The organism is Actinocorallia herbida (assembly GCF_003751225.1).
Classification (GTDB): domain Bacteria; phylum Actinomycetota; class Actinomycetes; order Streptosporangiales; family Streptosporangiaceae; genus Actinocorallia; species Actinocorallia herbida.
On the sequence record NZ_RJKE01000001.1, the window covers coordinates 6,712,932 to 6,738,531 of the forward strand.

General features: G+C 72.9%; 24 protein-coding genes. 11 read left to right on the top strand and 13 right to left on the bottom strand.

Annotated elements, in window-relative coordinates:
* Positions 1–20 precede the first annotated feature (20 nt).
* The 4 genes from EDD29_RS30640 (at position 21) to EDD29_RS30655 (ending at position 6,007) form a co-directional block, all read left to right on the top strand.
* Complete coding sequence (locus EDD29_RS30640) at positions 21–1,373, top strand: FG-GAP repeat domain-containing protein (RefSeq protein WP_211360019.1); 1,353 nt, start codon at positions 21–23, stop codon at positions 1,371–1,373.
* Between the two features lie 91 nt (positions 1,374–1,464).
* Positions 1,465–3,168: a DNA polymerase/3'-5' exonuclease PolX gene (gene polX, locus EDD29_RS30645; protein ID WP_123667780.1), complete on the top strand. Its 1,704-nt coding sequence runs from the start codon at positions 1,465–1,467 to the stop codon at positions 3,166–3,168.
* A 439-nt stretch (positions 3,169–3,607) separates the two neighbouring features.
* Positions 3,608–4,729, top strand: a complete 1,122-nt coding sequence (locus EDD29_RS30650) for a low temperature requirement protein A (RefSeq protein ID WP_123667781.1) — start codon at positions 3,608–3,610, stop codon at positions 4,727–4,729.
* Between the two features lie 114 nt (positions 4,730–4,843).
* Entirely contained in the window at positions 4,844–6,007 is a 1,164-nt protein-coding gene (locus tag EDD29_RS30655) for a low temperature requirement protein A (RefSeq protein WP_170201650.1), read from the top strand.
* Positions 6,008–6,116: 109 nt separating this feature from the next.
* Here the strand turns inward: EDD29_RS30655 and EDD29_RS30660 are convergent, their stop codons facing one another.
* Entirely contained in the window at positions 6,117–6,767 is a 651-nt protein-coding gene (locus EDD29_RS30660; protein WP_123667783.1) for a thymidine kinase, read from the bottom strand.
* 44 nt (positions 6,768–6,811) lie between these two features.
* Positions 6,812–7,978 carry an AarF/UbiB family protein gene (locus EDD29_RS30665; RefSeq protein WP_123667784.1) on the bottom strand — a complete coding sequence of 389 codons (1,167 nt, stop codon included), beginning with the start codon at positions 7,976–7,978 and terminating at the stop codon, positions 6,812–6,814.
* A gap of 60 nt (positions 7,979–8,038) precedes the next feature.
* Here EDD29_RS30665 and EDD29_RS30670 point away from each other — a divergent pair, with 60 nt between their 5' ends.
* Positions 8,039–8,797 carry a winged helix-turn-helix domain-containing protein gene (locus EDD29_RS30670; RefSeq protein WP_123667785.1) on the top strand — a complete coding sequence of 253 codons (759 nt, stop codon included), beginning with the start codon at positions 8,039–8,041 and terminating at the stop codon, positions 8,795–8,797.
* Between the two features lie 62 nt (positions 8,798–8,859).
* On the opposite strand, the gene EDD29_RS45840 is transcribed toward EDD29_RS30670, so the two are convergent.
* The gene (locus tag EDD29_RS45840) at positions 8,860–9,003 is read right to left on the bottom strand and encodes a hypothetical protein (RefSeq protein ID WP_170201651.1); all 144 of its coding nucleotides are present in this window, start codon (positions 9,001–9,003) and stop codon (positions 8,860–8,862) included.
* Positions 9,004–9,106: 103 nt separating this feature from the next.
* On the opposite strand from EDD29_RS45840, the gene EDD29_RS30675 reads away from it, so the two are divergent.
* Positions 9,107–9,322 (top strand): hypothetical protein, encoded by a 216-nt coding sequence (locus tag EDD29_RS30675; RefSeq protein WP_123667786.1) that lies wholly within the window; start codon positions 9,107–9,109, stop codon positions 9,320–9,322.
* A gap of 16 nt (positions 9,323–9,338) precedes the next feature.
* Here the strand turns inward: EDD29_RS30675 and EDD29_RS30680 are convergent, their stop codons facing one another.
* From EDD29_RS30680 to EDD29_RS30700, 5 genes are all read right to left on the bottom strand, one after another.
* Entirely contained in the window at positions 9,339–9,569 is a 231-nt protein-coding gene (locus EDD29_RS30680; RefSeq protein WP_123667787.1) for a DUF6457 domain-containing protein, read from the bottom strand.
* Positions 9,566–10,138 carry a molybdenum cofactor guanylyltransferase gene (gene mobA / locus EDD29_RS30685; protein WP_246053090.1) on the bottom strand — a complete coding sequence of 191 codons (573 nt, stop codon included), beginning with the start codon at positions 10,136–10,138 and terminating at the stop codon, positions 9,566–9,568. The genes EDD29_RS30680 and mobA overlap by 4 nt, the downstream gene beginning before the upstream one ends.
* A gap of 30 nt (positions 10,139–10,168) precedes the next feature.
* Positions 10,169–11,164, bottom strand: coding sequence for a GTP 3',8-cyclase MoaA (moaA, locus tag EDD29_RS30690; RefSeq protein ID WP_246053469.1), 996 nt, complete (start codon positions 11,162–11,164; stop codon positions 10,169–10,171).
* A gap of 67 nt (positions 11,165–11,231) precedes the next feature.
* A complete protein-coding gene (locus tag EDD29_RS30695; protein WP_123667790.1) occupies positions 11,232–11,777 on the bottom strand; it encodes a CGNR zinc finger domain-containing protein in 546 nt (181 codons plus the stop codon).
* Positions 11,778–11,804: 27 nt separating this feature from the next.
* Complete coding sequence (locus EDD29_RS30700) at positions 11,805–12,374, bottom strand: hypothetical protein (RefSeq protein ID WP_123670777.1); 570 nt, start codon at positions 12,372–12,374, stop codon at positions 11,805–11,807.
* 291 nt (positions 12,375–12,665) lie between these two features.
* On the opposite strand from EDD29_RS30700, the gene EDD29_RS30705 reads away from it, so the two are divergent.
* Entirely contained in the window at positions 12,666–13,184 is a 519-nt protein-coding gene (locus tag EDD29_RS30705) for a PaaI family thioesterase (RefSeq protein WP_246053091.1), read from the top strand.
* A gap of 92 nt (positions 13,185–13,276) precedes the next feature.
* Complete coding sequence (locus EDD29_RS30710; RefSeq protein ID WP_123670779.1) at positions 13,277–14,470, top strand: RtcB family protein; 1,194 nt, start codon at positions 13,277–13,279, stop codon at positions 14,468–14,470.
* A gap of 4 nt (positions 14,471–14,474) precedes the next feature.
* On the opposite strand, the gene EDD29_RS30715 is transcribed toward EDD29_RS30710, so the two are convergent.
* Positions 14,475–16,595: a CehA/McbA family metallohydrolase gene (locus EDD29_RS30715; RefSeq protein ID WP_123667791.1), complete on the bottom strand. Its 2,121-nt coding sequence runs from the start codon at positions 16,593–16,595 to the stop codon at positions 14,475–14,477.
* Between the two features lie 66 nt (positions 16,596–16,661).
* The gene (locus tag EDD29_RS30720) at positions 16,662–17,792 is read right to left on the bottom strand and encodes a GDP-mannose 4,6-dehydratase (RefSeq protein ID WP_211360023.1); all 1,131 of its coding nucleotides are present in this window, start codon (positions 17,790–17,792) and stop codon (positions 16,662–16,664) included.
* Between the two features lie 166 nt (positions 17,793–17,958).
* Here EDD29_RS30720 and folP point away from each other — a divergent pair, with 166 nt between their 5' ends.
* Positions 17,959–18,747, top strand: a complete 789-nt coding sequence (folP, locus tag EDD29_RS30725; protein WP_246053475.1) for a dihydropteroate synthase — start codon at positions 17,959–17,961, stop codon at positions 18,745–18,747.
* Here folP and EDD29_RS30730 read toward each other — a convergent pair.
* The 3 genes from EDD29_RS30730 to EDD29_RS30740 all read right to left on the bottom strand — a co-directional run bounded on the left by EDD29_RS30730 (position 18,744) and on the right by EDD29_RS30740 (position 22,505).
* Positions 18,744–19,601 (bottom strand): LysR family transcriptional regulator, encoded by an 858-nt coding sequence (locus tag EDD29_RS30730; protein WP_123670781.1) that lies wholly within the window; start codon positions 19,599–19,601, stop codon positions 18,744–18,746. The two genes, folP and EDD29_RS30730, sit on opposite strands and share 4 nt — an antisense overlap.
* 81 nt (positions 19,602–19,682) lie before the next feature.
* Positions 19,683–20,582, bottom strand: a complete 900-nt coding sequence (locus tag EDD29_RS30735; RefSeq protein WP_123667793.1) for an Lrp/AsnC family transcriptional regulator — start codon at positions 20,580–20,582, stop codon at positions 19,683–19,685.
* Between the two features lie 180 nt (positions 20,583–20,762).
* The gene (locus EDD29_RS30740; RefSeq protein ID WP_123667794.1) at positions 20,763–22,505 is read right to left on the bottom strand and encodes an AfsR/SARP family transcriptional regulator; all 1,743 of its coding nucleotides are present in this window, start codon (positions 22,503–22,505) and stop codon (positions 20,763–20,765) included.
* 144 nt (positions 22,506–22,649) lie between these two features.
* Here EDD29_RS30740 and EDD29_RS30745 point away from each other — a divergent pair, with 144 nt between their 5' ends.
* Positions 22,650–24,086, top strand: coding sequence for a GuaB1 family IMP dehydrogenase-related protein (locus tag EDD29_RS30745; protein ID WP_123667795.1), 1,437 nt, complete (start codon positions 22,650–22,652; stop codon positions 24,084–24,086).
* A gap of 76 nt (positions 24,087–24,162) precedes the next feature.
* Positions 24,163–25,533, top strand: coding sequence for an LCP family protein (locus EDD29_RS30750; RefSeq protein ID WP_123667796.1), 1,371 nt, complete (start codon positions 24,163–24,165; stop codon positions 25,531–25,533).
* The last annotated feature ends 67 nt before the right edge of the window (positions 25,534–25,600 follow it).

The following is a 25,600-nucleotide window of genomic DNA, read 5'->3' on the forward strand; positions in this document are numbered from 1 at the left end:
CCCTCATGGAGGTGGCGCCCTTGCGCTCCATACGCCGTCTCGCCCTGCCGCTCGCGGTGGGGCTCGCCTGCGGCGCGGCACTCCCGGCCGCGGCCGGAGGATCCCGCCCGGCCCTCAAGCCCACCGACCCGCCCAAGCCAGCCGCCTTCACCCGGCATGTAGTGGACGGAGCCCTACAGGGGGCGGCCTTCTCCGTCGCCTCCGACGTGTCCGGCGACCGCCGTCCCGAGATCGTCGCCACGGGCTTCGGCACGATCGTGCCCGGCGGGCCCGCCCCGTCCGGCGAAGTCGCGGTCTACAAGATGGGCCGCGACATCGACACCTGGGCCAAGGAACGCGTCTTCGGCCCCGAAGCGGGCATCGCCTACCCGAACGAGCCCGCCGCGGCCGACTTCGACCGCGACGGCGACGCCGACATCGCCGTCCCCGGAGGCTTCTTCCAGTGCGCGCCCGCCAAGTGCGGCTCGCTCACCTGGTGGGAGCAGACGCGCAAGGGCTGGGAGCGGCACGATCTCGTCGCCCCCGGCACGCAGCCGCTCTTCTACCACGGCGCCGTACCCGTGGACTTCGACCGCGACGGGCGCCTCGACCTCGTCACGATCGGCGAGTCCTTCCCCGCGCCGGTGGCGCTGCTGCCGGGGCGGGCCCCCTCCAACGCCTGGGTCCAGGTGTTCAGGGGCAAGCGCGGCGGCGGGTTCGCCACCGAGCCGGTCACCCTCGGCGCGGGCGGCGGCGCCCTCCCCGAGGTCGCCGACATCGACCGCGACGGCGACCTCGACGTCGCCAGCGCCCAGTACTTCCAGTCCGGCGCCTCCTACGTCTGGCTGGAGAACCTCGGCGGAGGCCGGTACACGACGCACACGATCGACACGACCCAGGGCAGGTCGATCCAGATCAAGCTGGTGCGGAACCTTCGGGGCGACCGCAGGGACGTCTGGGTGGCCTCCAACCACACCAACACCGCGTTCCCTCCCGGCTCCTCCGACCCGGTGTCCCAGGTCGTCACCTACGCGGTGCCGAAGGACCCGCGCCAGGCCTGGACGCCCACCTCGATCTCCGAGGGCATCACCGCCCGGCCCCGGCCCGGCCAGGCCGCTCCCGGCGTCATCGGGGACGGCGACATCGACGGAGACGGCGACCTCGACATCGCGGTGTCCGGCGACGGCGACCCGCGCCTGTTCTGGCTGGAGCAGCGCGGCGACGGCTCCTTCGCCACCCACGTCCTGGCCGAGGGCCACGGCCAGGCCGGCGGCGCCATCGTCGCCGACCTCGACCGCGACCGCCGCAACGATCTGGCGTTCTCGGTCTACGAACTGAACTCCGTCGTGGTGTTCACCCGCTCGGGCGGCGGCAAGGTCCCCGCCAAGCCCTGATCCCGGTCCGCCCGACCGGCCCGCCGCCCCCGGAACCCCGGGGGCGGCGGCGTTTCCGGAAACTGTCGGACCCTGGTCATAGTGTGGATCCATGGCTCGATCCAACGAGGCGGCGGCCGAAGCGCTCAACGAATACGCGGAACTCTTCGCCCTCGACGGCGGCGACCCCTTCCGGGTGCGCAGCTACCAGAAGGCGGCGAAGGCGATCGCGGGGCATCCACGCGACCTGCGCGAGATCTCCGTCCGCGACGTGCCGGGCATCGGCGAGGCGATCGCCAAGAAGGTCGAGGAGTTCCTCGCGCGTGGCGGCTTCCGCCAGCTCGACGCGCTGCGCGCCAAGGTGCCCGACGGGGTGCGCCGCCTCACCCGCATCCCCTCCCTCGGCCCGAAGACCGCCCTGTTCCTCTACCGCGAGCTCGGCATCGACTCCGCCGAGGCGCTGGCCGACGCGATCGCGGCGGGCCGGCTCAAGGGCGTGAAGGGCATGGGCCCCAAGACCGTCGACAACCTGCTCGCGGGCATCGAGCAGCTGCGCAGCTCCGGCGGGCGGGTGCATCGCGGGATCGCCTTCGACCTCGCCCAGCAGGTGATCGCCGTGCTCGGCGGCCAGGCGAGCCCGCCCGAGCGGATCGCCTACGCCGGGTCGCTGCGCCGGATGCGCGAGACCGTCGGGGACATCGACATCCTCGCGGTCGGCTCGCCCGGCCTGATGGAGGCGCTGCGGGCGCAGCCGTTCGTCACCGAGGTCGTCGCCGCGGGCGACAAGAAGACCTCGGTCCGCACCGACCGCGGGCTCCAGATCGACCTCCGGCTCGTGCCCGCGGAGTCCTGGGGCGCGGCGCTGGTGTACTTCACCGGCGGCAAGGACCACAACGTGCGGCTGCGCGAGATCGCGGTGCGCAAGGGCTGGAAGCTGTCGGAGTACGGACTGTTCGAGGGCGAGCGCGTCATCGCCGCGGCCACCGAGGAGGACATCTACGCGGCGCTCGGCATGCAGTGGGTGCCCCCGCCCCTGCGCGAGGACATGGGCGAGGTGGAGGCGGCGCTCAAGCACGAGCTGCCCGAGCTGGTACAGAGAGCCGACCTCAAGGGCGACCTGCACACCCACACGAACCTCACCGACGGCGTCGCGTCCCTGGAGGAGATGGTCGCCGCCGCGGCGGACCTCGGCCACTCCTACTACGCGGTCACCGACCACGCGCCCGACCTCGCCATGCAGCGGATGACGCTGGACAAGGCGCTGGAGCAGCGGGCCGCGCTGGAGGCGCTCCAGGCGAAGTACCCGCGCATGCGGCTGCTGCACGGCACCGAGCTGAACATCGGCCCCGACGGCTCGGTCGACTGGCCGCTGGAGGTCCTCGAGGGGTTCGACGTCCGCGTCGCCAGCGTCCACTCGCACTTCACCCAGCCGCGCGAGGAGATGACCCGAAGGTTCATCGCGGCCTGCGAGAACCCCGGCGTGCACATCATCGGCCACCCGACCACCCGCAAGATAGGCAAGCGCCCACCCGTCGACGCCGATTGGGACGCGGTGTTCGACGCCGCGGCCCGCACCGGCACCGTGCTGGAGATCGACTCCTTCCCCGACCGGGCCGACCTCCCGTCGGACCTCGTCCGCCGCGCCAAGCACCGCGGCGTCAGGTTCTCGATCGACAGCGACGCCCATGCCGTCCCCCACCTGGGCAACCAGCACTACGGCGTGGGCATCGCGCAGCGCGCCGCCCTCACCCCCGACGACGTCATCAACGCCTGGCCCCTGGACCGCCTCCTCGCCCACCTGGCCGCCCCCACCTGAGGACCGGCGCCCCGCGCCCGCTCCGCACGGGCAGCCGCCGGACCGACGACGGGCGCCCGTCCGTCCACGGCCCGAACCGGCTGCCGCCGTACCGACGGCAGGGGCTCGTCCGCCCCCGGGCCGCACCCGACGGAGCTCGGCCGGCCGCCCGGTCACCTGACGCGTGCCGGGCTCACCCGACGCGCGGATCCCGGCGTCCACGTCGCGGAGGTGAAGCGGTTCCCCGGCGCTCGCCATGATGACGGGCGACGACGAGACGGGGCGGCGATGCTCGACGAGCGCCGCGCGGCGCCGCCCCGGGTCGGACCAGGGGAGGCGGGTGGGGGCCTTGTCCGGGGAGGGCACCGGTGGGGTGACCCGCCGTGGCCAGGTGGATGCGAAGGGGCGGGGAGGGGGCGGCCTAGGATCGCCGGGCATGGCGCAGAGGTGGCATCGGGTGATGTGCGGTAGGGATCCGGAGGAGGAGCACAGGGCTTCTACGCCGTTGGAGTTGTTCTTCGATCTCTGTTTCGTGGTGGCGGTGGCGCAGGCGGGTGCGGCGCTGCACCATGCGATCGGCGAAGGACATGTCGGGCATGGGGTGAGCGCCTATCTGATGGTGTTCTTCGCGATCTGGTGGGCCTGGATGAACTTCACCTGGTTCGCCTCCGCGTACGACACCGACGATGTTCCCTACCGGCTCGCGGTGCTGGTCCAGATCACGGGGTCGCTGATCATCGCGGCGGGGGTCTCCCGGGCGTTCGAGTCCGAGGACTGGACCGTCGTCGTCATCGGGTACACGGTGATGCGGGCCGCCCTCATCTGCCAGTGGCTGCGTGCGGCCGTCGAGGATCCGGCGGGGCGGGCCACGGCCGTGCGGTGCGCGGCGGGCCTGTTCCTCGTGCAGTGCTGCTGGGTCGCTTTCCTGTGGGTGCCGCACGGACTGGTCGGATATGCCTGGGTGGTGTGCGCCCTGCTGGACCTCGCGGTCCCGATCGTCGCTTCACAGGGCGAGACGTCCTGGCACCGGGAGCACATCGCCGAGCGGTACGGGCTGTTCACCCTGATCGTGCTCGGCGAGTCCGTCGGGGCGGCGACGCTGGCGTTCCAGGCGGCGTTCGCGACGGGCCGCACCGCCGAACTCGTCGTCACCGCGCTCGGCGGGGTGCTGGTGATGGCCTCGCTCTGGTGGCTGTACTTCTCGCGGGACTCCGCGGTGCTGCTCACCTCGGCGCGCGCGTCGTTCGTGTGGGGCTACGGGCATTACCTGGTGTTCGCGGCCAGCGCCGCGGTCGGGGCCGGACTGGCGGTCGTGGCGGCGCGGGCCGAGGGCGAGGCGGAGATCCCGGCCGCTCTCGCGGCGGCCTCGGTGACGGTGCCCGTCGCGGTGTTCGTGGTCGTGCTGTGGTTCCTGCACCGGCGCGCGGGCGGCTCCGCCGTGCCCGCCTTCGCCGCGGCGGCCCTGGTGCTCGCCGCGACGTTCACGCCCACGCCCGTCATCGTCACCGGACTGCTCCTCGCCGCGCTCGTCGCGCTCCGGGAGATCCAGCACGCCCGCGCGGAGCCGGCCCCGGCCGCATGAGGGGCGCCCCGCCGCGCGTGGGATCCGGCACGGGCGGAGACCGCGCCGGCGAGGGCGTGCCACCTTGAAGGGGAGGTTCCCGAGCAAAGGGTGGCGCGCCTAAGATGCCCGTTCATGGCTTATGCGTGGCACAAGCGGATGCGGGCCCGGGACCTCGCCGAGGAGCACCGGGCCGCGACCCCCCTGGAACTGTTCTTCGACCTGTGCTTCATCGTGGCCGTCGCCCAGGCCGGCACGTCCCTGCACCACGCGGTCGGCGAAGGGCACGTCGCGCATGGGGTGGGCGCCTACCTGATGGTGTTCTTCGCCATCTGGTGGGCCTGGATGAACTTCACCTGGTTCGCCTCCGCGTACGACACCGACGACGTTCCGTACCGGCTCGCCGTCCTCATCCAGATCACCGGGTCGCTCATCGTGGCGGCCGGGGTCGCGCGCGCCTTCGACGACGGCGACTTCACGATCATGATCGTCGGCTATGTGGTCATGCGCACCGCGCTCATCGGGCAGTGGCTGCGCGCGGCGGCGGCCGACCCGGCGGGCCGCACGACCGCGCTGCGCATGGCGGGCGGCCTGTTCGCGGTCCAGACGCTGTGGGTGGCGTTCCTCTTCCTCCCCGAGTCCTACCGGGTCCCCGCGTGGATCGCCTTCGCCGTTCTCGACGCCGGGGTACCCGTCGTCGCCGAGCGGGCCGGGCGGACGAGCTGGCATCCGCGGCACATCGCCGAACGGTACGGGCTGTTCACCCTCATCATGCTGGGCGAGTCCGTGGCCGCGGCGACCCTCGCGTTCAAGGCGGCCTTCGAGGCGGGCGTGAGCGTCCGGCTCATCGTGACGGGCCTCGGAGGGGTCGTCATCATGAGCGCGCTGTGGTGGCTGTACTTCTCACGCGACCCCTCCGGCAGGTTGACGGACTCGCGCGCCGGGTTCATCTGGGGTTACGGCCATTACGCGGTGTTCGCCGCGAGCGCCGCCGTCGGCGCGGGACTGTCGGTCTCGGCCGCCCATCTGGAACACGAGACGCACGTCTCCGACACGGTCGCCGCGGCCTCCGTCACCCTCCCGGTCGCCGTCTTCCTCCTCGCCCTGTGGGTCCTGCACCACCACCGCACCGAGCCCTACCTGCCCCTGGTCCTCACCATCGGCTTCCTCGCCGCCTCGACCTTCACCCCCGCGGCCGTCCCCCTCACCGCCCTCTGCCTGGCCGCCCTGGTCGCCTACAAGGAGGTCCGCACCGCCCGCGCGCGACCCGTCCCGGCCTTCGACCCCGAACCCGCCTGACCCGCGAGGGCACCCCTGAGAAGGCGCAGGCCGGAAGCGGGACGGCTGCTCGGAGGCGGCCGATCACGGCCCCGCCGGGGGCCTGGCACGGGTGAGGCGGACCGCGACCTCAGAGCCGCCCGAGGTCGCCCGCTCTGTGGTGGCGGCGGCACAGGACCTTGTAGCGGACCTCGGTGGAGTCGTCGGTGTCGGCGATGACGACCTGTTCGCCGGCCCGGACGAGCTCGCCGCCGACGGTGCGGGCGTTGAGCTGGCCGGGGCGGCCGCACCAGCACAGGACCTCGACCTGGAGGCGGGAGACCTCGTCGGCGAGCTCGAAGAGGCGGCGGGCCGCGGGGAAGAGCTCGGCGCGGAAGTCCGAGGCGAGGCCGAAGGCGTACACGTCGATGTCGCAGTCGTCGACGAGGTCGGCGAGCTGCTCGACCTGGGCGACGGTGTAGAACTGCACCTCGTCGCAGACGACGTAGTCGAGGCGGGGCTGGGCGCGGCGGACGAGCTCGCCGAGGTCGCAGTCGTCGCTCACCTCGTAGGCGTCGCCGTCGAGGCCGATCCGGCTGGTGACGCGCGGACCGCCGGACCTGTCGTGCTTGGTCAGGACGAGACCGCGCCTGCCCTGCCTGCGGTGGTTGTAGTTGATCTGCAGGGCGAGGGTGGATTTGCCGCAGTCCATCGGCCCATAGAAGAACTTGAGCACCGCGTCGCGGTGGAGGCCGCTCACTCCCGCGGGCGGAACCGATGACAATGCCGACAGATCACTCACGGGGTGTCAGTCTATGACGCACGGCCGATGCCCGGTACTCGGGTTCAGGCGAAACCCGGCAGGTGGGCCGCCGCCTCGTCCCGGAACCTTCCGCTGCCGCCCAGCGCGCCGAGGACGGCGAGCAGGGCGGGCAGGACGTGCGCGGTCTGCCGGTAGTCCGCGGGCAGGGTGAGGTGGCGGGCCGCGGTGAGCATCGCCGGGGTGGTGGCCTCGTTCACCCGGTCGGCGACCCAGCGCGGGCTGAACGTGAAGGTGTCCTCCCGGACGAACGCCGTCAGGGAGCGCAGGAGGGCGGCGAACGGCCTCAGGTCGGCGTCCGTGCCGCCGGCCGCGAGGCCGTGGCTGCGGGCCGCGGCGACGATCCTGGGCAGCCTCCCGCCCGCCGCCGTCCGGGTGAGCCTGCCGAGCGCGGGCGGGTGGGGGGCGCCGACCGCGCCGAAGTCGAGGACGCCGAGCCGACCGTCGGGCAGCAGCCGGAAGTTGGCGGGATCGGGGTCGAGGTGGACGAGGCCGCAGCGGGCGGGCGCGGCGAGGGCGAACCGGAACAGCAGGAGGGACGCGCGGTCCCGTTCGGTCCGGGTGCCGCTGCGGGCCACGGCGACGAGCGGACGCCCGCCGAGCCATTCGGTGACGAGGCAGGATCCGGCCTGGGCGACGACGGCCGGGACCCGGAAGTCGGGGTCGCCCGCGAAGGCCGCGGCGAACGCGCGCTGCCCCTCGGCCTCGCGTCCGGTGTCGAGTTCCCGCGCGAGGACCGCCAGCAGTCCGGCGGAGACCGATCCGGCGCCCGGCAGCAGGACCGCGGTGAGCGGGGACAGCCGGTCCAGCTGGCCGAGGTCGTACTCGAGGGCCTGGCGGGCGCCGGGGAACTGGAGTTTGACGGCGACCTCGCGCCCATCGTGCCAGACGGCGCGGTGGACCTGGCCGTGGGTGGCGAGGGCGACGGGCCGGTCGGTGAACATCCGGAACAGCCCGGACCAGTCGGGGCCGAGGTCGCGCGCCATCTCCAGGTGGACGGCGCCGGGCAGCATGACGGGCGCCGCGCCCCGCAACCGGGTCAGCGCGGCGCGGTAGGGCGGCCCTGCGCCTTCCGGCAGGAGCTCTTCGTACAGGGGCAGGACCCGAGCCATCCGAGTGACGCAAACGCGCAGTTCGCTCAGCACCTCGAACAGATGCCGGGTGATCCTCTCCTGAAGATCGTCGTCGCGCATCGCGCTAGGAATATACCCGTCTAAACTTCCCCGGACACGGACTTGCGGGAGGGTGGAGACGTGGGTGCACCGACGGTCGTCACCGACATGGCCGACGCGTTGGCGGGCCGGATCGTCGCCGGGGCGTACCCGGCGGGGACGCTCGCTCCGTCGGTGAGGCAGCTCGCCGAGGAGTTCTCGGTGAACCGCGCGACGGCCCAGCTCGTCCTGGTCCGGCTGGAGGCGGCGCGGCTGGTGGAGGCGCGCCGCGGCAAGGGTTTCGTGGTGCGGGATCTCGGCCGCGACGGCGGACTGGAGATCTGCCGGGTGGTGCTGCGGCACGCCGCGCGGCTCCCCGACACCGCGGTGGCGGTGTTCACCGGGACGCTGGATCTCTACCACGACGTGCTGACGCGCTCGGCCCGCCTCGTCGCGGCGAGGCCCGGCGCGCACGATCACACCGCGGCCGTGGGCGCGCTCGCCCGCTTCGAGGAGCTGAGCGCGGCGGGCGCGGCCCCCGCGGCGCTGCTGAGCGCCGAGCTCGCCATCGCCCGCGCGTTCACGACCGCCGCGGCCCGCCCGGTCCGGATCGCGCTGCTCAACTCCGTCGCGGAGATCCTGCTCGAGGCCCCGGAGGCCGCGGCGGCGCACTACCCGGCGGGGCAGCACGGGCATGTGCTGCTGTGGCGGACCCTGGTGACGGGCTGGGCGGGCGGCGTCGTGCCGACCACCGCCGAGCTCGACCTGCTGGACGACGTGCTGGAGCTGCGGCTGCGCCAGGTCGGCGACAGGTTCGCCACGCGGCTGCGCGGGTCCGGCGGCACCGCGCTGCGCGCCTGACCGCGGACGCGCCGGGGCGCGGACGCCTTGCCGCGTCCGCGCCCCGGCCCTCAGACCGCCGGTTATTCTTCCCGGTGCGCCGGAGGCATGGCCATCGGGCGGTCGTCCCGGGCCTGGCGTTTCTCCTGCTTCGCGGTGCGATTAGCCTTGAGCGCGGCCTTCTTCGCCTTACCGGAAGTCTTGGCCGGCTTCTTCCTGTCACCCATGATGGTCCCCCGATCTCTGGGGCGCCCGATTTCAGGCGCAAGGTCCACGTTGCCGGGAATCCCGGCGAAACGACATCCACAGCAGACAAAGAACGGACAAACGGTGCACAACCCCGAGATCATCTGCTCCGCCAAGGGCTGCCGCGCCGAAGGCGTGTGGGCGCTGCGCTGGAACAACCCCAAGCTGCACACGCCCGAGCGGCGCAAGGTCTGGACGGCCTGCGACGAACACCGCGTGAGCCTCTCGGAGTTCCTGGACCGCCGCGACTTCCTCAAGGACGTCGTCCCCGTCGGGGATCTCGCCCCCACCGACGGCTGACCGGACCAGGCCCGGCTCAGCCTTCGGCGCCCTCACGAGCCCGCGCGAGCGCGCTCAACCGCTCCGCCGCCTCCACGGGATCGGCGCCCCGCCCGACGGCCACGCCGAGCAGGTAGGCGGTGAGCGGAGCGGCGGGGCGGGCGACGGCGTGGGCCACGTCCTTGGTCAGGTCCAGCACCAGATCGCGGTCCAGGACCGACGGATCCAGGCCCAGGGCCGAACTCGCCTCGGCCAGCCATTCGTTCAACGCAGCCTCTCCTCGGCCCGGGCCAGGTCCTCGGGCGTGTCGCAGTCCGACCAGTGTTCGTCGGCCGTGACCCGGACCGGGGAGAGCGGGTCGAGCAGGCCCCTCAACGAGCCGCCCCCGTACGTCTCCAGGGCGGTCCGCAGCGTGTCGGTCTCCCACGCGCCCGTCAGCCACTGGTCCCGGCCCCCCGCGTCCACCAGGACGGCGTTGGGGTGCGCCAGGAGGCCCGCGACGACCGGGGCGGTGAGGAAGGGCAGGTCGGCCGCCAGGAGCACCACACGGGGCGCGGAGACGATCTGGAGGCCCGCGCGCAGGGCGGGCACCGGTCCTGAGCCCGGCGGGTCCTCGTGCACGAACACCGCCTCCATGCCGGGCCGCACGGGTCCGACGACGATCGTGCGGGAGGCGTCGGCGACGGCGTTCGCCACCCGCTCGATCAGCGGCACACCGCCGACCAGGGCGCCTGGTTTGTCCTGTCCGCCGAACCTTCGCGCGGCCCCGCCGGCCAAGATCACCGCGTCATAGGGCGCGCCGGGACTTCCCGCGCCGTCCGTCTGCACTGTGCTCACGGGAGCACCCCTTCCCGGATCTCCGGCCGGTCAGCCGCCGATCGCGGACATCGGGCGGTCGGGCTGGAGGAAGGACGGGTCGTCGATCCCGTGGCCCGCCTTCTTGCCGCGCACCGCGGCCGCCCAGCGCTCGGCGATCTCGGCGTCCGAGGCGCCGCCGCGCAGCGCCGCCCGCAGGTCGGACTCCTCGCGGGCGAACAGGCAGTTGCGGATCTGGCCGTCGGCCGTCAGCCGCACCCTGTCGCAGGACCCGCAGAACGGGCGGGTGACCGAGGCGATGACGCCCACGCGCCCGCTGAGCCCTCCGCCCTCGACCGCGAACCGCTCGGCGGGCGCGCTCCCCCGGTCCGCCGACGGCAGGGGCGTCAGGGTGAAGGCGGTCTCCAGCCGGGCGTGGATCTCCTCCGCGGTGACCATGGTCTCCCGCTGCCAGCCGTGCTGGGCGTCCAGCGGCATCTGCTCGATGAAGCGCAGCTCGTACTCGTGCTCCAGGCAGTACCGCAGCAGCGGGACCGCGTCGCCCTCGTTGACGCCCCGCAGGAGCACCGCGTTGACCTTGACCGGCGTGAGCCCGGCCGACGCGGCGGCCGCCATCCCGTCGAGGACGTCGGAAAGCCTGTCACGGTGCGCGAGCTTGCGGAAGACGTCGCGGTCGAGGGTGTCCAGGGAGACGTTGACCCGGGCCAGGCCCGCCTCGCGCAGCGCGCCGGCGACCTTGGCCAGGCCGATGCCGTTGGTCGTCAGGGAGACCTCCGGGCGCGGCGTCAGCGCGGCGGCCCTGGCGACGATGTCGACGATCCCGCGGCGCAGCAGGGGCTCCCCGCCGGTCAGGCGGACCTCGGTGATGCCCAGGCGCTCGACGCCGATCGTGATGAGCCGGACCACCTCGTCGTCGGTGAGGACCTCGGCCTTGGGCAGCCAGTCCAGCCCCTCGGGCGGCATGCAGTACGAGCAGCGCAGATTGCACCGGTCGGTGAGTGAGACCCTGAGGTCGGTGGCCTGCCTGCCGTGCCCGTCGAGCAGCACCCGTCTCAACTCCCTCACCCGCGAATCACCCCAGCATAGGCGGCTGCGCAAGGCGCAGGCACAGCGGCTATCCCGCGCGACGGCGCGCCCGGTACGCGGCGACGTGGGCGCGGTTGCCGCACGTGCGGCTGTCGCAGAAGCGGCGGCAGCGGTTGCGCGACAGGTCCACCAGGACCCGGTCGCAGCCTTCGGCCGCGCAGGAGCTCAGCCGGTCGAGCTCGCCCGCGGCCGCGACGTAGGCGAGCGCCATCCCGCAGTCGACGGCCAGGTGCTCGCCTATCCGGGAGCCCTGCGCGAAGTAGTGCACATGCCAGCCGTGCCCGTCGTGGTCGGTGAGGTAGGGCGCGGTGCGCACCTCGGCGAGGAGCCCGTTGATCAGCGGAACCACCCGCGCGGTCTCGGGGGCGTCGAAGATCTCCCGGAACCGCGCGCGCAGCGCCCGCACCTCCGCGAGGTCGGCCGCGGTCAGCGGCGGCACGTCGCTGGCCCCCGTGCCGTCGACGAACACGGCGAGCGCGGCGAGGTCGGGCAGTCCCTCGGCGCCGTCGGCGGCGCTGTTGACCAGATCCACCATGACGTCGAGGGCGTGCTCGGTGTCGTGGGTGAAAATCATGGGGGCAGTGTAGTGCCCTGCACGCGCTCAGATCCCGTAGTGCGGATCGGCGACGACCGGGTAGGCGGCCCCTTCGTGCGGCAGCCGCATGACGATCGCGCCTCCGTCCAGCTCCCAGCGCGCGGCCAGGGGGCGGAAGAGCGAGTCGCAGGCCCACGGGGTGTAGAAGCGCCCGACGGTGGCCCCGTAACGCAGGTTCACCACGTCGAACCCGCCGGAAGGCATCGCCTCCAGGGCCAGTCCCTCGGCGAGCCCGACGGGGAACCGGAAGGACGTGGGCGCCTCTGGGCCGTGCACGACGGTGACGAGACGGATGCCGTCCGCGGTGGTCTGGGCGACGATGTCGGTGTCGACGTCGATGCCGACGAAGACCCGCAGGCTCGGCCGCAGGACCGTGGCGGCCCGGTCGGGCGGGCAGTCGATGCCGACGTGGATGCGCTGGCGGTCCCGGGTCGGCGCCCAGACCCCGTCGCGCGCGCGGGTGGCCCACTGCACGTCGGCGTTGTCGAACTCCTGTGGCTCGGCCTTGCCGCGGGCGGCCAGCACCTGGGAGGCCGCGTTCATCGCCGCCGTCGCCCCGTCGCGCGCGTGCCTCATCGGCACACCCTCCTCGAACACTGAACACTCACCTAAAGACATCCCGGTCGGCCGGCACCGGTTTCGGTGGGCGCTGCACCGGTTTATCACGTGTGTTACGGCGACGAAGAACTTTGGCCCCCATCAGCACAGATTTGCAGTCGGGTGAATACTGGGAGTTATCGAAGTGGGCCGTCGACGCGCGCGGCACCCCTCACCGGAGTCGGCGCAGGGGTCCTCGGATAATAGGTCGTCGCGCGCACGGGGATGCGCGCGACGGGCGAAGCGTGCCGGGGGAAGAGGGGAGCAGGCATGAGCGAGCAGATGTCGGGCGACGGGGTGATCAGGGTCGCCGACCTCCCGGAGGCCGACCGGGCCTTCATCCGCGACGAACTGCGCCGCAACACCCCTTTGCACCACCTCCTCGCCCTGGAGGTGGTGGAGATCGGGGCGCGGCACGCGGTGGTGTCGATGCCCGTCCGGGAGGAGGCCTTCAACAGCACCGGCAACCTCCACGGCGGCGCGATCGCCACGCTCATCGACGTCGCGGCGGGCACCGCGGCGGCGCGGGGCAGCGGGTTCAGGCCGGGCGAGCAGAGCCTGGTCACGGCCGATCTGCACGTGCGGTACCTGGGCAGGCCCAACGGCGACACGGTCTTCGCGTACGCCGAGGTGATCAAGGCTGGGCGCCAGCTCGTCATCGTGGAGTGCCGGGTGAAGGATCCCGAGGACCGCATCGTGGCCACCGCCGACTTCTCGATGATGATCGTGCCGCTGCGCCCGTCGCTGCGCCCCGTCGCCGACGCGAAGCCGCACGACCCGGATCTGTGAGCGGTCGCCGGAAAATGGTTTGATCTCCCCCTCTCTTTCGGCTTTGATCGATCCCGGCGCCCACCGAATCGGACGAGGAAAAGGAGATGGTGATGCCATTCACGACGCTTCCCGGCGGATCCGCTTCGATCCGCATGTGGGCCGACCCGGAAACGGTCGAGCAGCAGGCGCTGGAGCAATTGCGGAATGTCGCGGCGCTGCCGTGGGTGCACGGTCTGGCGGTCATGCCGGACGTCCACTACGGAAAGGGCGCGACGGTCGGCTCGGTCATCGCCATGCGCGGTGCGGTGTCGCCCGCCGCGGTCGGCGTGGACATCGGCTGCGGCATGACGGCGGTCAAGAGCTCCCTGACGGTGGAGGACCTGCCGGAAGACCTCGGGCCGCTGCGCGCCAAGGTCGAGCGGGTCCTTCCGGTCGGGCGCGGGATGCACCGCGGCGAGGTCGATCCCTCCGGGATCGCGGGCCTGCGCGAGCGCGGCTGGTACGAGTTCTGGAAGTCCTTCGACGAGCTCCACCCGGCCGTGCGCCGGGAGATGGGCCGGGCCCGCAAGCAGATGGGCTCGCTCGGCGGCGGAAACCACTTCTGGGAACTGTGCGCCGACGACGCCGGCGCGGTCTGGGTGGTGCTGCATTCGGGTTCGCGCGGCATCGGCAACCAGCTCGCGGAAGTGCACATCGAGGCGGCCCGAAACCTCCCGCACAACCAGGATCTACCCGATCCGGACCTCGCGGTATTCCTTACCGGAACCCCCAAGATGGCGGCTTACCGGCACGATCTGTTCTGGGCGCAGGAATACGCCCGGCGGAACCGGGCGATGATGCTCGCACTGACGGTCAACGCCGTGGTCGCGCAGTTCCGGGGCCGCAAGGTGCGGTGGGAGGAGCCCATCTCCTGCCACCACAACTACGTCGCCGAAGAGGAGTACGACGGCGTCGAGGTGATCGTCACCCGCAAGGGGGCGATCCGGGCGGGCCGGGGCGATCTCGGCATCATCCCGGGCTCGATGGCGACGGGCACCTACATCGTGCGGGGCCTCGGCAACGCCACGGCGTTCAACTCCGCGTCGCACGGCGCGGGCCGGCGGATGAGCCGGAACCAGGCCAAGAAGCGGTTCACCGTCGAGGACCTGGCCGAGCAGACCAAGGGCGTGGAGTGCCGCAAGGACTCCGGCGTCATCGACGAGATCCCGGGCGCCTACAAGGACCTGGAGTCGGTCATGGCGGCGCAGAGCGATCTCGTGGAGGTCGTGGCGCATCTTCGGCAGCTGATCTGTATCAAGGGCTGAGCCTTCAGGGGCCGAGTCCCGGCAGGCGGTCGCGATAGACCGACGCGGCCCTCTCCAGCAGTGCGGGGAGGGCCGGGTCGGGGTCGCGGGCCCGCTCGGCCAGCAGCGCCCCGAGGCGCTCGATCCAGCGCAGGCACCAGCGCAGGTCCTCGGCCCGGGCGACGGTCCGGCCCGAGACGTCCACGTGGACGGGGCTGGTGTGCGCGTAGGCGCCTCGCGGGTCGAGGATCTCGGGCACGGCCGGGCCCTCGGCTTCGGCGACCAGGTAAGTCGGATGGCGGACGTCATAGGCGACCTCCACCTCTCCCTCCCCCTCGGCGACGACTCCTTCGGCGTCGTAGATCCGGACTCTGTTGCGCGGGCCCGTCACGGTGGCACGGACCCTCAGCCAGTGGCCCGATTCCGCGGCGGCCCTCTCCCCCGGCCCGTGTCCGGCGACGTCGAGCGCCAGCCACGGGCCGTTCGTGGCGAAGGTGCGGCCCGCGCGTATGGCGTCCTGGTAGGCGGGCAGGCTGAGCGGGCCGTCCAGGCGGGCGTAGACGCGGGCCCACCCCGGCGGGTTGGAGTAGGTCGCCAGCCGACCGTAGGAGAGCATCACGTCCGTGCCCGCCGTGACGGCGAGGCGCACGCCCGCGCCGAGGAGCCTGCGGTACATGCGGGCGGTCCCGGTGCACGACAGGTGGGTCAGGACGTCGAGGCCGTCCACGAGGCCCAGGGCGGCGGCCACGACCAGTTCCCGCGCCGCGCACGACCGCACCCCCTGGAAGAGCGCGTCGAGCGGGTCGGGCGTGTCGGATCCGAGCGGGTGCGCCCAGGTGACGATTCCGCCGCGCGCGTGGATCTCCGCGCACATCGCGGTGACCGACGGCCGGTCGGCGGGCCGCCCCGACGCGGGGTGCCCCGAGTAGTAGTGCGAGGGCTCGCCTTCCGCGCCGAAGGACGCGACATGCCCGAGGAGGTCGTTCCGGTACTCCGCGCCCATCCGGGCGATCCGGCCCGGTGGCGGGCTGCCCAAGAGCCCGACACCGGGCCCCTGAACACAACGCCGTGGCGGGCTCCCCGGCGAAGCCGGGCCCTCCGGCGCTGACCAGGGCAGGTCGCGGCCTGCCCAGGCCGTGAGGGCCTCCCGGTCGAAGACGAAGTCCGTGGTGGCGTTGGCCGCGAGCGGGTTCAGCACGTGCAGCGCCTCCCCGGCCTGCATCCGGGCCGCGTCGGCGGGCCCGGCGACCTGGTCGCCCGCGAAGTTGAGGTGCAGGTGCAGGTCGCCGCCGTACCATCCGGCGGCCGCGGGGTCCCGGGCGGGCGCGGGATCGAGTTCCACGAGCAGGGTCTCGCCCTCGGAGGGCGAGACCCTGGCCGTCGCGGAAGAGAAGTCCATGCCTCGGGCTGCGATCACCGTCAGTTCCTCGGCCGGGACGTCCAGGAGCACGTCCGAGCCGTGGAAGTAGGCGCGGCCGTGGGCGTCCCACTTGCGCAGCATGCCTTCCGGGAACCAGCCCCGCCCCTCAGGGCTGAGCACGCTCCACCGGCACGGCTCCGGCGACCGCAGGCGCAGCCGAGCCTTGGCCGTCTCCCGGACGGTCTCCGGCAGCGCCACCTCCCGCCCCCCGACGAGCAGCGGCCCCTCGCGCGCGTCCAGCGTCCCCGCGAGGCACCCTCCCGGCTGGACGGTCCCGAGCGGCGCCACCTCTATGGCTTCCGAAACCGCCGACTCCACGACGACGAGCAGCGCGAACGGCTCTCCGGACAGGACGGGCTGCGGCGTCTCCGGCCCGAGGAAGCGCACCCCTTCATCGGTCAGGGTGAGGACCGCCACCCCGTCCGGCACCCTGCCGTCCAGCGCGTCGCGGAACGCCGCGGGCATGTCGCGCGTCGGCGCGGTGTCGATCGCGTCGTCCAGGGAGAGGCCCGCGCGCAGCCCGGCGAGGACGGGCGAGGCGAGCAGTTCGACATGCGAGACATGCCGTAGATAGGGCACGAGCGGCCCGTACAGCGACAGGGCCGACTCGTTCCAGTTCGCCCCCTCCCGCGCGACGATCCCGCGGTAGAGGGCGAGCGCGGCCGCCACGGGTGCGGGCAGGCCGCCGGGCAGGCAGTGGTCGTCGCACAGGTGATCGTCGGGCATGCCCCCACGCTGACGGCGGCCCCGCCCGCCCCACAAGCCGTTGGCCGATTCCGGGCCGCCGGCGGACTACCAGTGGTCGGGGCTGAAAGGCTCCTCGTCGGGGCGGTTCGAGGAGGACAGCAGTTCGAGGTCGGACTCGACCATCATCGCCACGAGCTGCTCGAAGGACACGTCGGGCTCCCAGCCGAGCTGCTCGCGCGCCTTCTTGGGGTCGGCGCACAGCAGGTCGACCTCGGCGGGCCGGGTGTAGCGGTCGTCCAGGACGACATGCCGCTCCCAGTCCAGCCCCGCGGTGCCGAACGCCAGCTCGACCAGCTCGCGGACCGAGCGGGTGACGCCGGTGCCGATCACGTAGTCCTCGGGCGTCTCCTGGGTGAGCATCATCCGCATCGCCTTGGCGTAGTCCCCGGCGAAGCCCCAGTCGCGCCGCGCGTCGAGGTTGCCCAGGCGCAGCTCGGTGGCGAGGCCCAGCTTGATCCGCGCGACGCCGAGGCTGATCTTGCGGGTGACGAACTCGGCCCCTCGCCGCGGCGACTCGTGGTTGAACAGGATCCCGCTGACCGCGAACATGCCGTAGGACTCGCGGTAGTTCTGGGTGATGAAGTGCCCGTAGGTCTTGGCCACGCCGTAGGGGCTGCGCGGGTGGAACGGGGTCAGCTCGCTCTGCGGCGTCTCCCGGACCTGGCCGAACATCTCCGAGGAGGACGCCTGGTAGAAGCGGATCTGCGCCCGGGGCTCGGTGGTCCGCGAGGAGCTGATCCCGCTGACGACCCGGATGGCCTCCAGCACGCGCAGCGGACCCATCCCGGTGACCTCGGCCGTCAGCTCCGCCTGCTGCCAGGACATCGGGACGTAGGAGATCGCGCCGAGGTTGTAGACCTCGTCCGGCTGGACGCGCTCGACCGCGGAGATCAGCGATCCCTGGTCCAGCAGGTCACCCGTGGTGATCTTGACGTCTCCTATGTGCTTGCGGAGCCGCGCCACATGGGGGTTGGCCTGGCCGCGCACGAGACCCCAGACCTCGTACCCCTGCTCGAGCAGGTGCTCGGCGAGGTAGGACCCGTCCTGCCCGGTGATGCCGGTGATGAGCGCTCGCCTGGTCAGCGGAACCCCCCTCTGATGTGCCCGGAGGCACGGACCGTCAAGAACAACACAACTAATTGTGTGAAAGAAGAGGTTATCTACCTCCGTGTCCATCTGAGTAGTCCGGGGAGGGTTTCGACCGAATCCGATTCGCCCCTGGCCCACCCCAGGCACGGCGGAACCTAGGATGGCTCGCCGGGAGATCGCACAGATCAGCCGGGGGAAGGGGAGCACGGTGACACTGCGGCTGGGCGGACGGACACTGGACGGCCCCACGGTCATGGCCGTGGTGAACCGCACGCCCGACTCGTTCTTCGACAAGGGCGCCACCTTCGGCTTCGACGCGGCCATGGCCGCGGTGGACCGGGCGGTCGCCGACGGGGCCGAGGTGATCGACATCGGCGGTGTCAAGGCGGGTCCGGGCGACGAGGTGGACGTCAAGGAGGAGCTGCGCAGGGTCGTCGACACCGTCGCGGCGGTCCGGGAGCGGCACCCGTCGGTCGTGATCAGCGTGGACACCTGGCGGGCCGAGGTCGGCGACGCCGTCGCGCGCGCGGGCGCCGATCTGCTCAACGACACCTGGGGCGGCCCCGACCCCGAGCTCGCCGCCGTCGCCGCCGAGCACGGCCTCGGCCTGGTCTGCGCGCACGCGGGCCGCCAGCAGCCCCGCACCCGGCCCCACCGGGTCGCCTACGACGACGTGGTCGCCGACGTGATCGCCCATGTGACCGCCGAGGCGGAGCGTGCCGTCGGACTCGGCGTGCGGCCCGACGGCATCCTCATCGACCCCGCCCACGACTTCGGCAAGAACACCCGCCAGTCCCTGGAGATCAGCCGCCGCCTCAACGAGATGGTGGCCACCGGGTGGCCGGTTCTGGTCGCGGTGTCGAACAAGGACTTCATCGGCGAGGCCCTCGGCCGCCCCGTGGACAAGCGCGGGGTGGGCACGATGGCCGTCCTCGGCGTCTCCGCCCACCTCGGCGCCCGCATGTTCCGCGTCCACGACGTGGCCGGGGCCCGCCAGGCCCTGGACCATGTGGTCGCGCTGGGGCTCGCCCCGCGCCCCTAGCTCCCGTGCTCCTTGGCGTAGGCCAGGAACTCCCGCGCCACCTGAGGGAGGGGGCGGTGGGCGTGGACCAGGCCGATGGTGCGGGTCACGGGAGGCATGAGGGAGCGCACCACGAGGCCCTCGGTGTCCTCGACCTGGTTGCGGTACCACAGCAGGGAGCCCCGCCCCGCGCGCACCCAGCCGGGCCAGGCGCTGCGCTCGTCGGACTCCACCGCGACGACGACGTTCGCGCCGATCGCGCCGAGCATCGCGTCCAGCTCGGCCCGTCTCGCGGTGCCGCGGGTCGGCACGATCAGGCGCAGGCCCTCCATCGCCGCGGGTGACACCGGGTCGCGCAGCTTCAGCGCGGGCGGCGAGATGAGGACCACCTCGCGCTGGTCGAACGGGTGGGCCGCGAGATCGCCCGGCACCGGCAGGTCGGTGACGGCGAGGTCGGCCTGCCCGGACCGCACCGCCGCGCCGACCGCCTCGCGCCCGTCGCAGCGGACCACCCGCACCTTCACCGCGGGCTGGTCGCGGGCGAACCTCGGCAGGAGCCGGGCGGTCAGCTCCGGTTCCAGCGTGGGCGTCGCGGCGATGCGCAGCTCCGACCCCCGGCCCTGCCCGCGCGTCACCGCCTCGATGGCGTCGACCGCCTCCAGCGCGATGCGCGCCTGGCGCACCACCTGCTCCCCCGCGGCGGTCAGCACCACCCCCCGTCCCGATCTGGCGAACAGCTCGATCCCCAGTTCACGCTCCAGCTCCCGCACGGCCCGGGAGAGAGCTGGTTGAGCGACGTAAAGCGCCTGTGCCGCCGACGTCATGGTGCCGTGGTCGGCGGTGGCCACGACGTAGCGCAGCTGCCGCAGATTCATGCCCTTGACGGTATGGCACCGGGGCCCGCCGTTCTCGAACATGACGGAAAGCCACCGGTTGTAACTAGTTACGCCAACGATTCACGCGCGGTCCGGCAGTTCCGCCGCGTACGACTCCTTGACGATCTCCAGCACCTGCCAGGAGTCCAGCTCGCGGACGTGCCCGATGGCCCGCACCGCGTCGAGGACGTCGACGAGTCCGACGGCCGAGCCGGCCTCGGCCCGGCCCATGAGATCGAACCTGCCGAAACCCGCCGACAGGTACCGCACCCCGTCGAGCGCGCCGATCTCCTTGGCCGCGCGCCGCACCGACCCGCCGACCACGACGCCGAACGCGGCGAGCTCCTGGCTGCCCAGGGCGGCCGGATCGGCCAGGCCCGTCACCTGGATCACCCCCGAGCGCATCAGGCGGACCACACGCGCTCTGGTGGCCGCCTGGGACAGTCCGATGATCCCGGCGAGCCGGGTGTAGGGGGCGCGGCCGTCGCGCTGCAGCTCCTGGAGGAGGCGCCAGTCGATGTCGTCGAGCGCGACGTCGCCGAGTCTTCGCACGACCGAGTGGGCGTCCTTGACGACCTCTGCCGAGCGGAACACCTCCACGGCCGCCACGCCGGGGAGCTGTCTGATCTCGTCGACGGCGTCGGCGAGCGCGACGTCGTCGCGGGCCCGCGCCTCGGCGAGGACCGACCGCTCTCCGGTGGTGAGGCCCGTGAAGCAGACCGCGGGATGTTTGGCCACTTCGCGCGCCGTCTCACGGGCGGGGCCTGCGCTGGTGACGGCGAGATGACCGACTGCGCTGGCCCCGATGACCCGGGCGTGCACGATGCCTACGACACGGACGACGCCGTGTTCGAGAAGGCTCTGCACCCGGGCTCTGACCGCCGTGCGGGAGAGCCCGACGCGATCCGCGAGAGCCTGGAACGTCGCCCGGCCGTCCCGCTGGAGTTCGCGGACCAGCACGGAGTCCACTGCGTCCAGCAAGGGGAGTCCTCCTGTCGAATGGGGTTCGCAAGATCCTTACATTTTCCAGCCGGAAGTGGGAAATTTTGATCTTGCTCGTGTTTGCCCCGTTCCACCGCACAGGAACCGGCGGTGCGGCCCCCTTCGATGTCCGAAAGAACGGCCGAGGACCGGCCTCGCACGTCGGAACAGCACCGGTGATCAGCCCCATTCCTCGGTGGCGTTTCCCACTTCTGGCCGCAAGGTGAGCCCTCGGGCGAAGCAACGGACGAGACCCGGAGGCCGGAAGCCGACATGACCGGACGGACCGGGCACCGCCTCCAGCAGCCGCGCGTCCACCAGTTCCTCGAGGGCGTCCTTGTTCTCCCGGCTGTCCCGGTGATCCCGACCGTCCCGGTTCCCCGGGCTTTCCCGGTCGAACGATCCGTCGCCGAGCCTGGCGAAGGCCCGCCGGGCCGGCGCGGAGAGACCCGCGTGCGTGGCGGCCAGACCCGGCCGCACGTCGAGGTCGCCGTGCGCCAGTTCGGCGAGCCTGCCGTCCTCGTCGCTCAGCCGCCGCACGAGGTCGGCGAGCCGCCAGTGCGGCTTGCCCGCCAGCCGCGCGGCCGCCGCGCGCACCGCGAGCGGCAGCCGGTCGCACAGGTCGACGATCCGGGCCGCGGCGCCTGGTTCCGCGGCCACCCGCTCGGTGCCGGCGATCCGCGCGAGCAGCAGCAGCGCGTCGGCCACGGGCAGCGGGGCGAGTTCGACGTGGACGGCGCCGGGCAGCGCGCTCAGCCTCGCCCGGCCGGCCACCAGGACCGCGGGGCCCTCGCCGCCCGGAAGCAGCGGCAGCACCTGGCCTTCGCCGCCCGCGTCGTTGAGGACGATCAGCAGCCGCCGCCCGTGGGTGCGCGCCCGGTACAGCTCGGCGCGCTCGGCCAGGCCCGCGGGCGGGGAGTCCACGCCGAGCATGCGCAGCAGCCTGCCCAGGACCTCGGCGGGGTCCGCGGTGAAGTGCAGGTCGACGTACAGGCGTCCGTCGGGGAACCGGGCGCGCATCCGGTAGGCGGCGCGCACCGCGAGCGCCGTGGCGCCCGCGCCCGGCCTGCCGCTCACCGCGACGATCGGCAGCGCCGCGCGCGCCCCGGGCCCGCCCAGCGCCGTCAGAACGCGCGCCAGCTCGGTCTCCCTGCCGGTGAAGTCGGCGGGGTCGTGCGGCAGCGTGGTCTCGGCCGACGGCGGCCCGGTGAGCACGTTGAGGTGGGTGCGGCGCAGCTCGGGACCCGGCTCCAGGCCCAGCTCGGCGACGAGGACGCGGCGGGCCTTCCCGTAGACCTCGAGCGCCTCCGGGCGGCGGCCCGATCGCGCCAGCGCCACCATGAGCTGCGCGTGGAACCGCTCGCGCAGCGGATGCCCGGCGCACAGCCCCGTCAGCTCCGGCACCAGGTCGGCCGCGGCCCCGCGCGCCAGATCGACGCGGATCCGCTCCTCCAGCGCGAGCAGCCGCTGCTCCTCCAGCAGCGCCGCCTCGGCGTGCAGGCCGGGCACGCCCGCGAGGGCCGGACCCGACCATCCGCCCAGCGCCTCGGTCAGCAGCCGCGCGGCCCGCTCGGCGTCGCCGGCCCGGTCGGCGGCGCGCGCCTCGCGGACCCGGGCGCCGAATCCGAGCGCGTCCACTGCCTCGGCGTCGAGTCGCAGCAGATAGCCGGGCGGACGGGTGACGAGCAGGCCGCGGTCCGGGCCCAGCGCGCGGCGCAGGGCCGAGACGCAGCCGTGGATCTGGGTCGTGGAGGTCGCCGGAGGATCGCCCGGCCACACCGCGCAGACCAGCCGCGCGACGCTCACCGGCCGCCCCGCCTCCAGCGCGAGCGCCGCCAGCACGGCCCGCGCCCGGGGACCGACCGGCACGGCGCCGCGCTCCCCGTCGCGTAGCTCCACGGGGCCCAGGAGCCTGACCTGCATAGGTTCGTTCTCCTCCCCGCCAAGGCCCTGTGAGAAAACTTCAATGATCTAACAAAGGATGTCAAGAGGCACCGGGGGAATTTCACCGTTGCGACGGTGGGTAGGAAGCGGAGCGGAGTTGTTCCCCGGACGATTGGCGCCATCTTGCGGCTGCTCAACGCTGAGCGCATCGCTCACGAGCTCACCTACAACGACGTCTTCATGGTCCCGTCGAGATCGGCGGTCGGATCGCGCCTGGGCGTCGATCTGACGGTCTCGGACGGGACCGGGACCACGATTCCGCTGGTCGTGGCGAACATGACCGCCGTTTCCGGCCGCCGGATGGCCGAGACCATGGCACGCAGGGGCGGTCTGGCGGTGATCCCCCAGGACATCCCGGCGGACGTGGTGGCGGATGTCATCTCCTGGGTCAAAAAGCGCTCGCTGGTCTTCGACACCCCGATCCGGCTCGGCCCCGGCGACACCGTCGGACAGGCGCTCAGCCTTCTGCCGAAACGCGCGCACAACGCGGTGATCGTCGAGGAGGACGGAAGGCCGCTCGGGATCGTCACCGAGGCCGACTGCCAGGGCGTCGACAGGTTCGCCCAGCTCCGCGACGTGATGTCCCGCGACCTGGTGACGCTCCCGGACACCGTGCTCGCGCAGGAGGCCTTCGAGGTCCTCCACACGCGCGGCCACAGGATCGCCCCCGTGGTCGACCCGCAGGGGCTGCTCGTAGGCGTCCTCACCCGCAAGGGCGCCCTGCGCGCCACCCTGTACAGCCCGGCGGTCGACGCCGAAGGCAGCCTTCGCGTCGGGGCCGCCGTAGGCGTCAACGGTGATGTGGCCGGGAAGGCGAAGTCGCTCCTCGACGCGGGAGCCGATGTGCTCGTCGTGGACACCGCGCACGGCCACCAGGAGAAGATGATCTCCGCGCTCGAGGCGGTCCGGGCGCTCGGGCCCTCGGTCCCCCTGGTCGCCGGCAACGTGGTCACCGCGGAGGGGGTGCGCGACCTCGTCGCGGCGGGGGCCGACATCGTCAAGGTCGGGGTCGGGCCCGGCGCGATGTGCACGACCCGGATGATGACCGGGGTCGGACGGCCGCAGTTCTCGGCGGTCCTGGAGTGCGCGGCCGAGGCGCGGCGGCTCGGCCGGCACATCTGGGCCGACGGCGGCGTCCGCCACCCCCGGGACGTCGCCCTCGCCCTCGCGGCGGGCGCCTCCAACGTCATGGTCGGCTCATGGTTCGCCGGCACCTACGAGTCCCCCGGCGACATGCAGAGGGACGCCGACGGCAGGCTCTACAAGGAGAGCTTCGGGATGGCCTCGGCAAGGGCGGTCCGCCTGCGCACCGCTGAGGACACCCCCTTCGAACGGGCCAGGAAGGCACTGTTCGAGGAGGGCATCTCCACGTCCAAGATGTACCTCGACCCGAGGCGGCCCGGCGTGGAGGACCTCATCGACGTGATCGTGGCGGGCGTGCGCAGCGCGTTCACCTACGCCGGGGCCTCCACGATCGAGGAGTTCCACGACAAGTCCGTCGTCGGCGTCCAGGGCGCCGCGGGGTACGCCGAGGGGATGCCGCTTTCCACGAGCTGGTGACGGCACGGTGATGGGCGCGCCATCCGACGGTCCGGCTACGTGATCATGGAACGCGGTGCTGTGATCATGTTCGGCCATGGAGAACCACCTGCTCGGCGCCGCCCCCACCTTCCGCGCGGCCCGGCGGCCGCTCGGCGCGTCGGGCCTCGGCGCCGCGCTGCTGGCGACGGCGGTCTCGGCGCTCGTGCCCGGTCTCGCCCACCTGCGGGCGGGCCGGGTGCGGACCGGGCGGCTGCTGCTCGTCGGCTGGGTGTCGGCCACCTCGGCCGTGCTGCTCGTCCTGGCGGTGGCCGCGCCCTCGCCCGCCGAGGTGGCGGTCAGCCCCGGATGGCTCACCGCGGTCATCTGCGGGTCGGTCCTCGTCGCGATGGCCTGGACCGGCCTCGTCATCGCCTCCTACGCGGCGGTCCGGCCGATGGCCCCTTCGGCGGGCGTGCGGTTCGTGGGCGCGGTGGCCGTCGGGCTGCTGTGCGCGCTCGTCGCCGCCCCTCCCCTCGCGCTCGCCCACTACGGCGACGTCCAGCGCGACCTGATCAACGGGGTCTTCTCGAGTTCCCCCGGCGATGGCGCCACCGGCGATGGCGCCCCCGAAGCCGAGGACGCGCGCTGGACCGGCCCCGACCGTCTCAACGTCCTCCTGCTCGGCGGAGACGCCGACGTGGGCCGCACCGGCGTCCGCACCGACAGCGTGACCGTCGCCAGCATCGACGCCCGCGACGGCTCCACCGTGCTGCTGAGCCTTCCCCGCAACCTCCAGCACGTCCCGGTCTGGGACGGCTCCCGCGAGATCCCCTTTCCGCGCGAGCAGCTCCTCAACGCCGTCTACGAGTTCGGCGAGCGGCACCGGATCCCGGCGGGCGCCGAGCGGCCCGGCGCCGAACTGCTCAAGCGGACCGTCTCCCACGTGCTCAGCCTGCCGATCCACCACTACGCGCTCATCGACATGCGCAGCTTCCGCCGCATCATCGACGCGCTGGGCGGGCTGCGCGTCTGCGCCCCGAAAGCCGTCCCGGTGCCTCGCGAGCAGATCGCCGCGGGCGTCATCCCCGCGGGCTGCGCGAAGCTGAACGGCCGGGAGGCCCTGTGGTACGGGCGCTCGCGCACCGGCAGCAGCGACTACGCCAGGATGGACCGGCAGAAGTGCCTGCTGTGGGAGCTGTCCCGCCAGGCCACTCCCCTGAAGGTCCTGCGCGGCTTCCAGCGGCTCGCCAGGGCGTTCCGGGAGTCCGTCCACACCGATCTACCGCGCGGCCTCCTGCCGGGTCTCCTGGACCTCGCGGGACGCGTCCGGAAGGCCCCCGTCGTCAGCGTCCAGTTCAAGCCGCCGCTCGTCCGGCCGGGCGCGCCCGACTACGGCCTGATCCGGCGGACCGCGGCGCGGACCCTCGCCGCCGACGGTCGCGGGCGGGTCAGCGCCGTCCATGATTTGGGCAGGACCTGCTCCTGACCGCGATGCGGGCGCGAATCACGGGCACACCTTCCCTCAGATTCCATGGGGCCGAGATCGGGGGAGG